15 protein-coding genes and 1 riboswitch are annotated in these 15,817 nt (G+C 39.4%); of the genes, 1 reads left to right on the top strand and 14 read right to left on the bottom strand.

The features are described from left to right. Window positions 1–16 precede the first annotated feature (16 nt). The 14 genes from ACIFPW_RS14805 to ACIFPW_RS14740 form a co-directional block, all read right to left on the bottom strand. The gene (locus tag ACIFPW_RS14805; RefSeq protein ID WP_430245394.1) at window positions 17–1,135 is read right to left on the bottom strand and encodes an amidohydrolase; all 1,119 of its coding nucleotides are present in this window, start codon (window positions 1,133–1,135) and stop codon (window positions 17–19) included. Between the two features lie 18 nt (window positions 1,136–1,153). After that, complete coding sequence (locus ACIFPW_RS14800) at window positions 1,154–2,533, bottom strand: YjiH family protein (protein WP_430245393.1); 1,380 nt, start codon at window positions 2,531–2,533, stop codon at window positions 1,154–1,156. Window positions 2,534–2,559: 26 nt separating this feature from the next. Then, window positions 2,560–3,411, bottom strand: coding sequence for a MurR/RpiR family transcriptional regulator (locus tag ACIFPW_RS14795; RefSeq protein ID WP_430245391.1), 852 nt, complete (start codon window positions 3,409–3,411; stop codon window positions 2,560–2,562). Window positions 3,412–3,610: 199 nt separating this feature from the next. Then, on the bottom strand, window positions 3,611–4,000 hold the full coding sequence (locus tag ACIFPW_RS14790; protein WP_430245389.1) for a VOC family protein: 390 nt from the start codon (window positions 3,998–4,000) through the stop codon (window positions 3,611–3,613). A gap of 249 nt (window positions 4,001–4,249) precedes the next feature. After that, window positions 4,250–4,531 carry a hypothetical protein gene (locus ACIFPW_RS14785; RefSeq protein ID WP_430245387.1) on the bottom strand — a complete coding sequence of 94 codons (282 nt, stop codon included), beginning with the start codon at window positions 4,529–4,531 and terminating at the stop codon, window positions 4,250–4,252. A 184-nt stretch (window positions 4,532–4,715) separates the two neighbouring features. Beyond that, window positions 4,716–5,399 carry a response regulator transcription factor gene (locus tag ACIFPW_RS14780; RefSeq protein ID WP_430245386.1) on the bottom strand — a complete coding sequence of 228 codons (684 nt, stop codon included), beginning with the start codon at window positions 5,397–5,399 and terminating at the stop codon, window positions 4,716–4,718. A gap of 1 nt (window position 5,400) precedes the next feature. Further along, a complete protein-coding gene (locus ACIFPW_RS14775) occupies window positions 5,401–6,786 on the bottom strand; it encodes a sensor histidine kinase (protein ID WP_430245384.1) in 1,386 nt (461 codons plus the stop codon). Window positions 6,787–6,916: 130 nt separating this feature from the next. Continuing rightward, complete coding sequence (locus ACIFPW_RS14770; RefSeq protein WP_194221753.1) at window positions 6,917–7,246, bottom strand: four-helix bundle copper-binding protein; 330 nt, start codon at window positions 7,244–7,246, stop codon at window positions 6,917–6,919. Window positions 7,247–7,410: 164 nt separating this feature from the next. Further along, window positions 7,411–8,385 (bottom strand): F510_1955 family glycosylhydrolase, encoded by a 975-nt coding sequence (locus ACIFPW_RS14765; protein WP_430245382.1) that lies wholly within the window; start codon window positions 8,383–8,385, stop codon window positions 7,411–7,413. A 124-nt stretch (window positions 8,386–8,509) separates the two neighbouring features. Then, on the bottom strand, window positions 8,510–9,085 hold the full coding sequence (locus ACIFPW_RS14760; protein WP_283154193.1) for a YdhK family protein: 576 nt from the start codon (window positions 9,083–9,085) through the stop codon (window positions 8,510–8,512). Between the two features lie 158 nt (window positions 9,086–9,243). Then, the gene (gene murB / locus ACIFPW_RS14755; protein WP_430245380.1) at window positions 9,244–10,167 is read right to left on the bottom strand and encodes a UDP-N-acetylmuramate dehydrogenase; all 924 of its coding nucleotides are present in this window, start codon (window positions 10,165–10,167) and stop codon (window positions 9,244–9,246) included. Window positions 10,168–10,607: 440 nt separating this feature from the next. Further along, window positions 10,608–11,657, bottom strand: a complete 1,050-nt coding sequence (locus tag ACIFPW_RS14750; RefSeq protein WP_430245378.1) for a homocysteine S-methyltransferase family protein — start codon at window positions 11,655–11,657, stop codon at window positions 10,608–10,610. A 79-nt stretch (window positions 11,658–11,736) separates the two neighbouring features. Continuing rightward, window positions 11,737–11,846: riboswitch (SAM riboswitch) on the bottom strand. Between the two features lie 92 nt (window positions 11,847–11,938). Further along, window positions 11,939–12,928, bottom strand: coding sequence for a DUF3895 domain-containing protein (locus tag ACIFPW_RS14745; RefSeq protein ID WP_430245376.1), 990 nt, complete (start codon window positions 12,926–12,928; stop codon window positions 11,939–11,941). A gap of 121 nt (window positions 12,929–13,049) precedes the next feature. Beyond that, on the bottom strand, window positions 13,050–15,083 hold the full coding sequence (locus tag ACIFPW_RS14740; protein ID WP_430245375.1) for a bifunctional 2',3'-cyclic-nucleotide 2'-phosphodiesterase/3'-nucleotidase: 2,034 nt from the start codon (window positions 15,081–15,083) through the stop codon (window positions 13,050–13,052). Window positions 15,084–15,347: 264 nt separating this feature from the next. On the opposite strand from ACIFPW_RS14740, the gene ACIFPW_RS14735 reads away from it, so the two are divergent. Further along, window positions 15,348–15,785 (top strand): hypothetical protein, encoded by a 438-nt coding sequence (locus ACIFPW_RS14735; RefSeq protein WP_430245373.1) that lies wholly within the window; start codon window positions 15,348–15,350, stop codon window positions 15,783–15,785. The last annotated feature ends 32 nt before the right edge of the window (window positions 15,786–15,817 follow it).

Here is a 15,817-nt window from a genome sequence, read left to right as displayed (position 1 = left end):
TCGTATCCCTTCTTTCTTACCATTCATATTGATCGGCTTCTAACAACAATTGAATGAGGATTTTCGTGCCATCGATCAATGCTTCCTTGTTGAATTGCATATCAGGATGATGTAATCCAGGCGTTAAATCACATCCTAGCCCAATCATGGTTGCAGTAAGATGAGGATACTTTAATGAATAGAAATGAAAATCCTCCGCTCCTGGTGACACACACTCATCCACTACATTGTTAGCACCTAAAGAAGAAGCAATTGCCTTTCTAGCGAGGGTAATGGCCAAATCGTTCTTAACAGCGGCTGGAGAATATTCGGCTATTTCAGACGCTATTTCTGTTTCTGTTAGCTCTCCTACTTTAGAAATGATGTATTTCGTTTGATCGATCAGTTTCTTCATTGTTTCGTTGGACCTTGACCTTAAGTCCAGTGTGAAGCGGGCTTTAGCGGGAATCGAATTAGATGCTTCCCCGCCATGAAGCTCAGTAATCTTCACTGAAAAAGGATCAGGAACATTTAACCGAATACGCTGGATTTCCTGAATTAAAACCGCTGCTGCTTCAATTGGGTTATTACCTGTCTCAGGTCTTGCGGCGTGTGAAGGTACGCCTTTAATCCAACCTTTTATACTGGTGGTTGAACCGTGCGAAATAATCGGTGCGGCTTTGCCGTAAGAAATCTCCATAGATGGGCGCAAATGAATCCCGGCTAGAAAAATAACGTCTTTTAGCACATTCTCTTCTATCATTTTTAGTGCTCCTTCAGCCATTTCTTCCGCAGGTTGAAAGATAAAGCGAATGGTATGCTGCATCGGCTCTTTTATGAGTGATAATGCGGCAAATAGCACCATTGTGCTATGCGCATCATGACCGCAGGAGTGATTGGGCTTAACAACCCCCTCTACCTCTTGAACAAGCGCATCCATATCTGCACGAAGAGCGATCACATTAGCCTTTTTTCCTTTAAACTCTGCAACAAATCCAAAGTGCCCCTGAAAGGTTTGGATGTGATAACCGACTTCCGCTAACTTTTCCTTTAAGTAATGAGCTGTTTTCTCTTCTTGCCAGCTTGGCTCAGCAAGTTGATGTAGCTCATGATATGTTTTTAAGATCTTATCATGGTTTTCTTCTACGAAATTCACATTCGACCTTCCTTTCTTTTAAAAGATAAGGTGAGCGATAGCAACAACGATCGGCAGTGTAATACATGTGCGAATTAAGAAAATGATGATTAAATCGACAATGCTGATAGGAAGTTTAGACCCGAGGAGTAATCCACCCATTTCAGACATGTATATTAATTGTGTGACAGATACACAGGCAATGACGAAGCGGGTTAATTCACTTTCAATGCCACTACCAATCACAGCTGGTAGAAACATATCCGCAAATCCGACAACTATTGTTTGAGCGGCTTCACCAGCTTCTGGCACTTGCATCCATGTTAGAATCGGTTCAAACGGCTTTCCTAGAATAGTAAAGAATGGAGTGAATTCTGCTGTAATCAAAGCAATGGTACCTATAGCCATTACGATTGGTAAAACGCCTAACCACATGTCTAATACGTTCTGTACGCCTTCTTTTATTACGCTTATCGGTCCTTTATTCTTTTGGGCTTTTGAAACCGCTTGATGAAAGCCCCATTTAGCAGGTGAAAATTGTTCTGGAATCCCCGTTTCTTTCTTTAATTCTGTATGTTCATATCCTTTATTTGACTTTCGAGACAATGGTGGAATGCGTGGCATGATGAGTGCCGCTACAAGTCCAGCAAAAATGATGGTTGCATAATAATGTAGAAAATACTGCTCCAAATTCAAATAGGAAATAATGACGATTGTAAATGTAATGGAAACAACTGAAAAAGTGGTCGCAATTACAGCGGCTTCTCTTTTTGTGTAATACCCATCTTCGTATTGCTTTGTTGTGAGAAGAACACCGATTGTTCCGTCTCCTACCCATGATGCAAGACAATCAAGAGATGATCGACCAGGCAATTTGAAGAGCGGTCTCATGATTTTAATAAGCAATGCCCCAAAAAACTCAAGAAGTCCAAAGTTGAGAAGAAGCGGCAACAATAGCCCAGCTAGTAAAAATGTTGAAAATAAGATTGGGATTAAGTCATAAATTAAAAGCCCACCAGTATTTTCAGAGTAAATCATTTCTGGTCCTAGTTGGTATAGCGTCATGACAGCAAATATTGTTCCGAGTAAACGCGCAATTAACCAGAATGGACGAACGTGTAATAACGTATGTAAAGCTGGTTTTCTTGCTAAAAATTGAGGTTTAATCGTTACTGCTACAAATGATCCTACTGTCGCTACCACCATAATAAAAACCGTTATAGCAGGTATGAGTTCGCCGATTGAAGCGTTAATTTGTCCCGCTAGAAACGCCACAGGGATCGTGATACCTCCATCCTGTGTTATCGGCACAATAAATAAGAGGATCCCTATTAACGACGGAATTAAAAAGGTTAAGATATCTTTTGTAGAAAAATGTGAAACCTTAACTGTTTCGTTACGTTTTGATAATTCATTCATTCCCATTCCACCTTTATTCTCAAAGTTTATTCCACAAACCAATTACGCTCACTATAAAGTTGTTCCAACGTTTGTTGGCGAAGACTTATTCGTTCTCGATCTTTGAATTGTACCCCTTGAATGATCACTTCTAGAAGGCTAATGACAGAGGCAATGGAATGGTGTCCTGAGTCCATCTTCTCTTCGGTTGTTAACGTTATTGTAGAAAGCGGACCAATTGGAGATAAGTGCCGATTAGTAATGGATATGACAGGAATTCCTAGCCTTTGAGTAAATGTAGCAAGTTCGATCGCTTCTTTGTGATAACGCGGGAATGAAAGAATAACAACGACTGAATCTTGCGTAAGGTCACAAAGATCTTCAGGAGAAAAAGCCATTGATTCAGATAGAAATACACCTGCTCTGAATTGCTTTAAGTTATAATACAACCAGTACGCCGCTCCGTAGGAACTCCCAAATCCTGCAATGTATACACTTTTTGCCTCAATGAAATGATCGACTACCTTCCAGACCTCTTCTACATCCAATTGTGCTAATAATTGCTTTAGGACAGATGTTTCTTTTTCTATCACCTGTTTGAAAAGAGTCTGCTCTGTTGGTTCTTGTACGTGTGAAGGAAACTCTTCATGATCTTGCTTTTTCTCTAACCACTGACGCCGCACGGCTTCTTGCATTTCAGAATATCCTTTAAATCCTAGTGCATAGGCGAATCGAATGACAGTTGTTTCACTTACACCTACTTTCCTCCCCATTTGAAAAGCAGTAAGCAATGCTCCTTCCTCATCATTTTGAGTGATCCATTCTGCAACTTTCTTCTGACCTGGAGAAAGTGATGAATAGTGTTTTTTAACCATTTGATTAATCGATAAATTCTTCATAACTACTCCTTTGATTTCGTGAAGTATATCCTTCTTGTTTGTTATTATAGTGCATTAAATACTTCAGTGCTAGTTTATTTTCGATTATTCTGATTTTAATCACCGTCCTATATAAGATTCTGTTTCATTACATCAAAAAAACACTATCGAGTAGTCGACAGTGTTCGTCATAAAATCATGTGAGGAGAAGATCTTTCTTTTATGCTTTGTTTCTCTCCATTACCGCGAAATAGTGATTTTCTGGATCTGCAAAGTTAAAAATTCGTCCTGAAGGCATCGATACGATCTCTCCAACAGTTATTTCCTTGCCTTTAAAATCTTCATATAGCCGATCTATATCGTCAGTGAAAAACATAAGCGATGGTGTTCCGAGATTTAACTCGGGTTCCATCTTGGCAATGAATGCTTTATCATGAAGGACGATACTTGCCGCTCCTTCTTCCATAGTAGGCGCAATCTCCATCCATTTCATTGGACTATCGTTATCTTCTTTCGAAACTAAGTGAAAACCGATTTTTTCCGTCCAAAATGTTAATGCTTCTTCCTGATTGTCCACGTACAGCATGATTTGACCGATTTGATTAATCATTTAAACACTCCTTTTGTTTAAGGGTAAGCTCGTACTATTCTATCTATTCTACAAAAGAAGTGACTGACCTTTAGTAATTGATAAAAGAACGGTTTGCCGTCCCTTAAAATTTCTATTCTTCTTAACGTAAAAGGTTAGGGTAATCCCTTGTAATTATAGGGGATTCAGCTGATCCGTTCACTTCAATTAACAGTGTAAGCTAACATAGGTAATTCGTAAGAAAAGCACCCCCAAGTGGGAGTGCTTAAATTAGCGCAAATCGTCTTTTATTGCGTTTGTAAATTGGGCAATGGCATCACTATCGATTCCTTGAGCGGAAGCCATCTGCTTCAAAGCTTCTGGATTTTGATGTTGAGAGTGCGATTGAGGTTGATGGGAAGAATTTTGTTGAGAATGATGCTGTTGCATGCCCATAAACCCATCCTGCATCCGACTAGTTAGTGCGTATGCAGCCGCTCCTCCTAATGCACTTAAAGCCATGACGGTAGCGGTTTTCCCTTTCCCTTTTTGATTACGCTTTTTATTGTACACTTCAGGTCACTTCCTTAACTAAAAGTTTAAAGGTGTGTTTCTAATTAAATGTTAGTCACACAGATTAGTTTAAGTCAACTCGGCCTTAATATACTGGTGCGTATTCCCAAGTGTAAAAACACCTTTTATGTAAAATGATAATGATCAGTTCTATGGAAAAAATAAATGAACTCCGTTATATCAATCAATTTTTAAGGTTTTTCCACTTATACCCTACCCCCCAGATGGTCACTAAATATTCGTCGATCTGGAAGTTAACAGATCGACATTTATCCCGTAAATTCCGTATATGTGAGTCAATCGTGCGTCCTTCTGTACTTGATTCAAATCCCCAAATCATTTGAATCAGGTGATCACGACTAAAAACTTTTTCAGGATTTTTCAAGAAAAGTCCAAGAAGCTTAAATTCAATGGGAGTTACAGGGATAAGGGAATCGTTGTAAGAAACAAGATGTTTATCTGCATCCCACGTGAGTCCTTTAAACACCAATTGGTTTAAATCAACCTGCTTTAAGCGTCGAGCGACTGCCTCCATTCTAGCAAGGAGAACTCGTTCATCGAAAGGTTTAGTGATGTAATCATCCGCACCTAGCTTTAGTCCTTTTACAATGTCTTCTGATTGTTCACGTGCTGTTAGCATAATAATTGGAACATCTGACTGCTTTCTGATCTCTTCACATGTTTTCCAACCATCCATATCTGGCATCATGATATCTAACAAGACCATATCCACATGATTTTCATTTAGCTTATTAAGTGCATCAAAGCCTGTGTTTGCTTTATATATTCGATACCCATGTGGCTTTAGGTAGAGAGAGATTAACTCAACCATTCTTTCTTCGTCATCTACAGCTAAAACATACTTCATTTTATTCAACTCCTGCTATGGCGATTGTCATTGTCGTGCCTTTCCCTTCTTCACTTTTAGCAGATATGCTCCCACCGTGTCTTTCAACAATTTCTTTGGCAATAGCAAGACCGAGTCCGGAGCCACCATATTTTCTTGATCGGGATTTATCAACACGATAAAGGCGTTCAAAGATGAAAGGTAAATCCTTCTCAGGAATCCCCTCTCCTTCGTCGACTACTTTTATGATGACTGTCTTTTGAGAGACGCTGACATCGATTAATACATGTTTTCCTTGTTCACTATAGTGTAAAGCATTATCTAACAGATTTAACATCACTTGAGAAAACCTCGCAGGGTCAATCGTTAAGCGAATATCGTTCTGACAGGATACTATCAAATCAATTCCTTTTCGATCAAAAGCAGGCTTCACTTTCTCTCTAATCTGATGAATTAATGGACATAAATCGACTGATTCACGATCAATCGAAAACCCTTGTTGATCCATTTGGGCCATATCAAATAAATCTCGAACGAGCGAGGTTAAGTTTTCGGATTCTTCCTTAATAACGGCTAGATAAGTGTTTCTCTCGTCGGATGATAACGCTTCTCGCTGAGCAATGTCAGCGTAGCCGTTAAGATAAGTTAATGGTGTTCTGAGCTCATGTGCAATATTAGCTAAAAAATCACTGCGGTCGTTTTTTAATCGTAGCAAATCGTCGGACAAGCTCTGGATCGCTTTGGCTAATTCTCCTAATTCGTCGTTTCGATCTACTTTTAATGAGACATCATGATTCCCTGTACTCATTTTCTGTGTGGCTATTTTCATATCAATCAATGGGCGTGTAATGATTCTTGAAAGATAAATAATTGTAATAATGGTAAGGAAGAGTGCTAGTCCACTAATAATCAAAAATTGGGTCGTTAAGTGGTCTCGTACGTCGCGAATACCTTGTGTATCAAGAATCATATACACGTTTCCAACAAGCTCATCATCAACAAAAATCGGAGAACCAGTTGTAACAAAAGGTTCTTTACCCCAATCTCCTTCCACAATAGCTCCTGTTACAGGGAGTGTATTTGAGGAAGCAATATTTTCTTCAATAGTAGGCATGACTTTATTGGAATGAACAAGGATGGTATTCTTTTCATCTGTTATGACTACCTGCGTCTCAGCTTCAGATTCCATAAGTGCAACGTGTTCCATTGTCTCACGATCGAAATGCTTCGCTAGTACATCTCTATGGCTATTCCCTCTTGCTAGAAGGGCATCTGTTTCTGCCATAATGCGTTCGTTTAAAAAACCGAAGTACAGCACCATGAACAAAATACCTTCGAGTAATAAGATGCTTATGAGAAAAAACAGACCTAATTTTGTCGCTAATTTACTTTTCCTTTTTATTCTCATGTCTTTCTCCTTTATGAACAGCTAGTGTAACAGTATTATATCGAGAAAGTGTGCAGGGTGTCTGCATTGTACAAAACAGCTGCATAAAAAAGAAGCCTGTCTAAGTAAACAGACTTCCTCACTATCTTGATTATGATGCTAATTTCTTGCATTCTTCTGCACATTTGAAACAAGCTTCAGCGCAATCTTGACAATGTTTGTGATCATGCTTCTTACATTCATTACCACAAGCTTCACAAATGGTCGCACATGCTGTGGCGAGTTCAGCAACAAATGGTGTTCCTCTCACGAGAGCTTGTTCGAGGTAACCGCAAATATCAGAGCATTCTCTGTCCATGCGAATACATTCCGCCATCATATTGACATCGTCTTCTTTTAAACAAGAATCGTAGCAGTGATTACAGGCTGTCATACATTCATGAAGTGTTTGAATAACCGATCCATAATTTTCATGTGACATTCGTTCATTCCTCCTTAAAAGTTAAGTACACTGTCATATTTTCCTATTTGATCCAGATTAAACGTCATTAGCAAATAAAGTTGCAGGATAGGAAATTTCATTATTTCTGCACAAATTCTTGATAAAAGAAGGGAATAGAATACGGATTCTTCTCTGAAATCAACTTATTTCTTGATTTTCCCTTCATTGATTAAAATAGTCCAAGATTTCCCATTGTCAGTTGTTTGATAAAGACTACCACTTATTGAATGAAAGACAATCTCATCCTTATTTTGTGGATTAACTGTAACATAATCAATGGTGTCTAAAGTTGGATTAGGCATAGTCACTTCTTCCTCTTCACCGTCTTGCAATGATTGAACAATGAGCTGATTCCTAGGTTCCTGCACTGCATAAATAAAGCGATCCTCTAGAAAAACCATTGTGCTAACAGCTACTTCTTTCGTGATTCGAGTAAACGACTCACCTTGATTACGAGAGAGATATAACCCGGAAGGAGAGGTTATAGCAACAAGGTTCGAGTTACTTGGATGAGTGAATAACCCACTTATTTGATCGGGAGTTCCTTTTAACGCCACATCCACCCACTTTTTAGCATCCTCGCTATAATAGACGCCTATTTCCATTTCGCTATTTCTTTGTTGATTTACTGCATACATGGCGTTCGTTTCATATCCCACAGCTAAATAATGAAAATCAGATTCGCCTTGAAAACCTAGCTTTTCTAATGTCTTGCCTCGGTCTGTACTTTTGATTAATCCAAGTGGATTTGGTAACGCAGATCCTTCTCCAGGGTGTCCACTACTATAAAATCCATCAGCTACAGCTTGGAATCCCATATAATCATTTTTGTTTGTTGTGGCTTCGTACCAGATTTGATTATGATAAATTAGAGGACCGTCGTGAGTAGCCACTAGCAGTTCATTACGGTTACCGGGATAACCGATCCCGTGGACATGATCGATTTGGTTTCTATCAGCTTCTTTATAAATGGCAGAGTTACTGATGGATGCGAGATTTGCTTGTTTTTGTCCTGTATCATTTGATTGATTTTCATTTAGTGACGATTGATCATTTTGACAAGCAGATATTATTACAGTGAGAATTAAACCTATTGTATAGAGCGATATTTTCTTCAAAACTTTTCATCCTTTCTACTTGTATGTGACGATAGCGTTAGAAAATCTAGTGGAAGAACGGCAGATATTAGTGAACCTCTTTAAAATAACCCGAACCTAACCAGTTCGGGTTATGAAGGGTCAATTATTCAGTTAGGGTTAATTCGTCTTCCGTTACCCATTTATGATTCGTTACTTTTTCGCCACCAGTTGTTGGTGTGTAGTCGATCATATATACGGTAGTTTCTGTAGCGGATTCGACCGTTGCAATCGCACCTTCCATTCCTTCCATATGAGAAGCCATTAATGTTACTTCAGTTCCTGATGGAAGTGGAGCTTCATCTGGATCTTCCAGTTCTTCATGAATGACCCATTTATGATTTTCTACGGGTTCTCCGCCATCTTCAGGGGTGTAAGTTACAACATAAGCTGTCGTATCATATGCCCCCACAATAGTTGCTTCTGCACCTTCCATTCCTTTCATATGGTTCGCTTCAATGATCGCCGTGCTACCTTCTGGATAAGTCGGATCTTCAGACTTTTGTAGCTCTTCAGGTACCTCAGCAGAGCCTGAATGATTCATCCCTTCCATATTACTTTCAGAGTTTGCCTCTGTGTTATTAGAGTTTTCATTTACTTGTTCATTGTTGTTTGCACAAGCAGCAAGAATGAGCGCCATTGATAATGTTATTACACCAATCAATTGAGTTTTACTTTTCATGATAGTCCTCCTCTAGTCTTTGGAATTGTATGCCAATATCTACTTTATCCGTAAAGTATGCACTTATTGTGCAGATTTCATTTGTTCACAGATTTATCGAATATCGGTGAAAGAACACTAAAAGGCCGCTCTTACAGAAAGAGCGGCTGTCATGTGAATTATGGTTTTTCAGGTGGTTCCCCGATGACGCGAACTTCACGTTCAAGATCGACATCAAACTTTTCTTTTACTGTTTGCTGCACATGATGAATCACGTCCAGATAGTCAGTCGCTGTCGCATTATCGATATTTACAATAAAGCCAGCATGCTTTTTGGAGACTTCAGCTCCACCGATTCGTGTACCCTGAAGCTGTGAGTCCTGAATGAGCTTACCAGCAAAAAGGCCAGGAGGACGTTTAAACACACTGCCACATGAAGGGTATTCTAGCGGTTGCTTTGTTTCACGTTTTTCCGTTAAGTCATCCATGATTGCTTTAATATCCTCATACTCTCCAACTTTAAGCTCGAAAGTAGCTTCAAGGACAAGAAGACCATTTTCTTCTACATTACTATGACGGTAAGATAAATCAAGTTCATCAGCTGTCAATTTAACGAGCTTTCCTTCCTTTGTTACAGCAAGAACGCTTTCGAGACAATCCGCGATTTCTCCACCGTATGCTCCTGCGTTCATATAAACAGCTCCGCCGACAGATCCTGGGATTCCGCATGCGAATTCGAGCCCACTTAGTTTGCTGTCACGAGCAAATTCAGAAGCATCAATAATACGTGCACCAGCTTGAGCAATAACTTTTTCTTCTTCTTTTTGAATGGCTTTTAGTGACGAAAGATTCAGGACAATTCCTCTAATGCCTCCATCTTGAATAATAACATTAGAGCCTTTTCCTAAAATGGTTAATGGATAGTTAGATTGATAGGCGTACTCAACTGCTGCTCGTGCGTCCTCTAGCGTGTTAGGAAACACAAGGACATCCGCACATCCACCCATTCTTGTATACGTATGTGCATTTAATGGCTCATTTATCTTCAGTTCCGCACTGGGTAAAATGGAGCGGAGTTCATTTAATACATTTTGATTATTCATAGGCTACCTCGCTTATAAAACAGTTCGTTTTCATTGTGGTTTGAGTTCAATAATGTTTCATGGACATATTCAAACACATTTAAAATAATAACACAACTACTTGATAAATATGATGTTTTTCATAAAAGAAGCCTTTAATTCGAAAAGAATGTTAATTGGAAAGCAACTTATATAGCGGAAAAATCAATCTCAGACATCGTGATTGGAAAAATGCTGTTATCCTATCAAATGCATAAATCATTGTATTCGTTACTCTTCTACAGATACTGTTACTAATCGTCGCCAACGTTATCAAAAATAATCAGCTTATAGAAAAAATGTAGTAGATATAATATCCTATGTATGAATGTATTTTAATACTGTAGTACAGGTGTACAGATAGGGTTTTTGGTAAAAAAACAACAACCGGAGAAATTAAGTTCTCCGGTTGTTGTTATAAATTAGGCCTTTGTTCGATAAGCCGTATTGTTATCTTTCAATGTCTCATCCGTTCCAAACAAAAAGTGCTTTTCCATATTTGGAGAATATACCGAGTTTACAGTTGTTCTGCCAACTGTTTCAGCCACCTCTCGCAGCATACTTGGAGAAGCCCCGCAACAGAGTCCCAAGTAATTGACCCCAACCAGCTGTGCCTCCTTAGCCCATTCCGCTAGTTCATAGCGATTGCAATAAAGCGGGTCTAAAGAGGTTGGAAAGGTCGTCTCTGTTGGCAATGTACACGCACAGCCACCGTCTGGTAAGTTAAAGAATGTTGGGTGTTCTTCTGTTGTACGATAAGGGATTGGAAGAGCACCAACATAGCCGTTAACAGACTGTCTAATTTTTTCAATGTAAGGCTGCATTGTGGCAGGCCCTCTAAAACAATTCATGCCAACAACTAGTGCACCTTGCTCTTCTAATAAACGGCAAGCTTCCTCAACCGTATAGCCGTCCCTTAAAATGTTCTCACTCATAAGTCCGAGTGTAATCACAGCTTGAAGACCTTGCTTTTGAATCTCTTCTAGCGCTATTTTGGCTTCTTCATAGAAGTAGAAGGTTTCGCCGTTGATGAAATCAACGCCTTCTTCTTTGCTCCATTTCACCATTTCAGCAAAAATTGACCGAATTTGTTCCTTACTTTCCTCATCTTCAGGATCAAATAAGTTTGTATTTGAAATGTTTCCAGCAACTAGCGCTTCTTCTTCAGGGTGTTCCTTCGCAACTTCTTTAGCCAGGCGGATGGCTTGTCTATTGAGCGGTTCTAACAATTCTTCTTTTCCAATAATCCTCATTTTCTCTCGGTGACCATTATACGTAAAAGCAAGTACGACATCAGAACCTGCAAGCATATAATCACGATACGTTTGTTTTAGCGCTTCAGGGTTGTCTAGGGCAACTTCGGGTACGAATGATCCTGCTTGTAAATAACCACGACGCTCTAGTTCAAATAGATAACCTTCCCCGCAAATAACTGGACCATCTTGCAATCGTTCTTCAAGTGTTCTTTTCATGTGTAACAGCTCCTTTTCTGGATAAAATAAAAAACCCTCTTCTTAAACAATAAGAAGAGGGTTTGCTAACATAATCCTCCTCTTATCTTCCAGGTGATATCACCTGTAGGATTTGGCACCAGCTTCAACTGAAGTTGAAAGGTTGCCGGGCATCATAGGGCCTATTCCCTCCGCCGCTCTTGATAAGAGTGTTGATTTAATTTTTGAACATGTGTGAAATTATAGACCGGTTAACTGGAAATGTCAATCACTTATCTGATAATTACGAAATGTTAGGATATTCACTTACTTTTCAAACGATAGATGCGATCTTCACGTCCTATCGGCTCGACTGACATTGATCCAGATGCAACAAATGAATCGAGGTAGGTACAAACAGCATAATAAATTTTTGGTTTCTTTGTGGAGTATCTCTTGTCTTGTACCTTTCCTTCCTTAATCAAAAGCTCACAAATCATTAGGGCGCTTTCCATACCTTGCTGAATATAGGAGTCTATCGCTTCCTGTGTTGTAAATGAAAGGTCCCCTACAAAATAGGTTTCCTTAGGTTTCTGGCTTGTCTTTTCTTGTAATGGTTCTTGAACTTCTTCCGCGAACAAATCAAAGGAACCTTGTAATTCCTCTTCTGATTTCGGTTCTTCCTGGTTGCTTTTCGGTTTGACTACTTGTTCTACAGTGTTGCTCCCTCTTTGAAAAGCTTCTTGGTCTTCACGATAAGATCTGATTAAACTGTTTAGCCGTTTTTCTTGTAGATCTAGTAATGGAAGATTTAATGAAAGTGGCTGTTCAATGTCTTGTGGAAGGTTCAATCCTTCAGGAATGTCGTATGTAGGATAGCCGTTCTGTCTTTTCAACAGTAGCTCATCCAACTCGTAATCTATTTCCATAAATCCCTTCACAACTTCTCTCACAATGGAAGCGGGTAATCCGGTATGCTCTTCGAAATGATTTATCCCGAAACGCCGCGTTTCCCCTGTTTTTGCATGTCGAACAACATATTGATACCGTAAAGAGCGACCGCACTCACATTTCAAATCATCTGAAATGAAGCCTGCATCGATGTAATCTTCTAGTATCCAATCATCAAGCAGCATCCTGATTTCTTCATCCGTTGCTCCACTTGGAATCATCCGGCCTTTACTTCTAGCAATGACATTCGCGAAAGTCGTTTTCTTACCGCGTTTAAGAAAATTCATTACATACGTTTGTTGTTCATTTGTCAGATCTGAAAAAAGCTCATCTCTTTGGGTGCTTGTCAGGCTTTGTGTCATATAAATCCCTTTCTGTACGATAGTAATGCCATTATATCAGTAAATATTCCACTATTGTTTGCATAGGATAAATTCTTAAAATAAGAAACGCCAATCCTGATGAATTGGCGTGAATTCGTTCTTAACGATGGCGGCCGTGCTCGCCCTTATGATTATGATGATGCTTTTCTTTTTTCTGTTTCGTTAAGTCGAGTGTATATTTAGCGAAACCATTTTCTGTTTCATCAACAAAATGAATCGTTTGAATGCTTTCCGCATAGGTTTTGGCTCGTAACGAGGATTCAAAAGTGACGTTCAGTTTCTTCTTATTGACTGTGTGAAATGACCAGTTCTGATCAGCTGTTGGATTAATTGTCTTGTTTTCAAGAATATAGTCAATTAAAATTTGTCTATTCTCATCAGGTGAATCAATGACAATATTCGAACCGTCTAAGTGCGGGAAATGCCCACCGCCTGTTGCTCTGTAATTATTTGTAGCGACGATAAAGAACATATCTTTCGTTACCTTTTCTCCGTTGTATTTTAGCGATTTAATTCGATTCGCATCAGCATTTACTACACTCCCACTCATATCATATTTCGCCGGTTCAGTAACATCGATTTGATAGGTAACGCCATCAATCACATCGTAGTTATAAGAAGGGAAATCAGGATTAATTAAAGGCTGTTCCTGTTTATCTTTTTTGTTGATCACATTAAATTGGCCTGCTGACATTTCAAGCCAATCCTTCAGTTCGTCACCATTTAACAGCACCGCTTTCAGTGTATTCGGATATACGTAAAGATCAGCTGTGTTTTTAATCGCAATGTCCCCAGCAGGAATATCTGTATAGTAGGACGAACCCCCTCGACCGCCCGCTTTAAATGGAGCGCCTGCGGATAGAACTGGAATACCTTCATATTCGGTACCCTGAATATTGTTTTCTACATACCATTTTTGTGCATTGGTTACAATCTGGATGGACGGATCATCATTAACGAGCGCAAAGTAACTGTTTATGGGTGCAGTTGTTTCACCGACAGCTGTTCGCACATAATCAATTGTCGCTTCATGATCGTCTTTCACTGCATTCACGATATCCATGTCTGCTTCAACAAGTGGTGTTTTCGTTACTTTATCATAGATGGGACGAGCTTCAGATTTGGAATCGTTCACTGACCATTCCCCATTATCTTCCGTTAAAGATAGGTCGATTACCCCAAGGTGGTCTCCCCAGTAACCTGGCTCGACGGAAGCGACTCCATTAATGGTTCCTTTTGTATTATCCACTCCCTCAATTCCTTGAAAGCTGTTATCTCCAGGGAATACTTTGTGGGCATGTCCAAATAAAATGGCATCGATGCCTTCCACTTCGCTTAAGTAGTAAACGGCATTCTCGTCATTTCCTTGTGGTGCTGCTTTCTCAAAGCCAGAATGAGGTATGGCGACAATAATGTCGGCCCCTTCTGCCTTCATTTCTGGCACGTATTTATTAGCTGTTGCAACAATATCCTTTACGATCACATTCCCTTCAAGATTAGCCTTATCCCACTGCATCACCTGTGGAGGAACGAATCCGATCACGCCTACTTTCAGTTGATGTTCCGTTCCTGAGTCATCTTTCACGGATTTATCAAGAATTTGATAAGGAGTGAAATAGTTTTGATCATTTGATGGATCATTATCGTGGTCATCTACATACACGTTCGCATTTATGTATGGGAAGTTCGCGCCGGCTAGGCTTGTCTGAAGGAAATCGAGACCAAAATTAAATTCGTGATTTCCAATGTTCCCTGCATCATAATCCAGAAGGTTCATGGCTTTGTATACAGGGTGAGTATCCCCTTTCTTTGGAGGGTTGATTTTTGCAACGTAGTCACCAAGCGGATTTCCCTGTAGTAAATCGCCGTTATCGAATAAAAGACTGTTCTCAACTTCACCACGAGCTTTGTTAATTAATGTGGCTGTTTTCGCGAGTCCAAACTCATTCGTAAGCTGATCCTTATAATAATCATAATTTACGATATTCGTATGAATATCAGTCGTTTCCATGAGGCGTAGGTGAACATTCGCATTTGAGGCTTCTGCTTGAGCTGGAGTTTGAACAATAGGTCCGGCAATTAAACCGATCGATAGCGCAGCAATAAGTGTTTTACGAAACTTGTTGTTATTCATATGTATTCCCCCTTAAGTATTGAAGCATTTTACCCAATATTAGTTTACCTACAATTGTTAATAAATGTTTGGAATTCAAATAAAAAGTTTGAAAATAGTAGAAAATGCTTCAGGAGACACGGGTGAATGGACCTAATTAAACATTTTTTCAAGTTTAATCAACTTAATTCGTAAAACTTGGACATCCGTTTATACATGTACATATCCTGGGACATACATTGAGGATGTAAAGAAAAAATAAAAATCTTCAGGAGGAAATACTTTATGTGTAATTCAAGTCCATCTTCATCATTTTGCTGTCCTGCCCCTTGTTCAACACCGAACTTCTTCGGTAACAATCCAACGTTGATGGCGATTAAAAGATGCCTTCCTATTCGTACTATATGTCAAGATGAGGCAGCACCAGTTCCAGTTGACCTGCTAGTTGCTCCAGTAGGTACTCCAGCACCTTCACTAGCTAGTGGGTTTTTATCAATTATTAACACTAGTTCAGTAGCAAATGATTGTGTTATGACTCTTATTGTAACGGACGATACTGGCGCTGCAACGGAGTATACGATTGATGCACAATCTTCTTTAGTATTAGAACTAACGAACGTAACGTTGATTCAAATTCAGTGTACTTCTGCTGCACCTCCAACTCCAGATGTTTTCTGTACAGCTACAGTTGAAATGGATCTTCAATATACGGCAGGACTATAATATATTGCACTCGATGAAGTCTTACGACGGAG

The organism is Pseudalkalibacillus sp. NRS-1564, assembly GCF_050467905.1.
In the GTDB taxonomy this organism is placed as follows: Bacteria; Bacillota; Bacilli; order Bacillales; family Guptibacillaceae; genus Guptibacillus; species Guptibacillus hwajinpoensis_B.
This window is presented reverse-complemented; position numbering and strand designations above follow the sequence as displayed.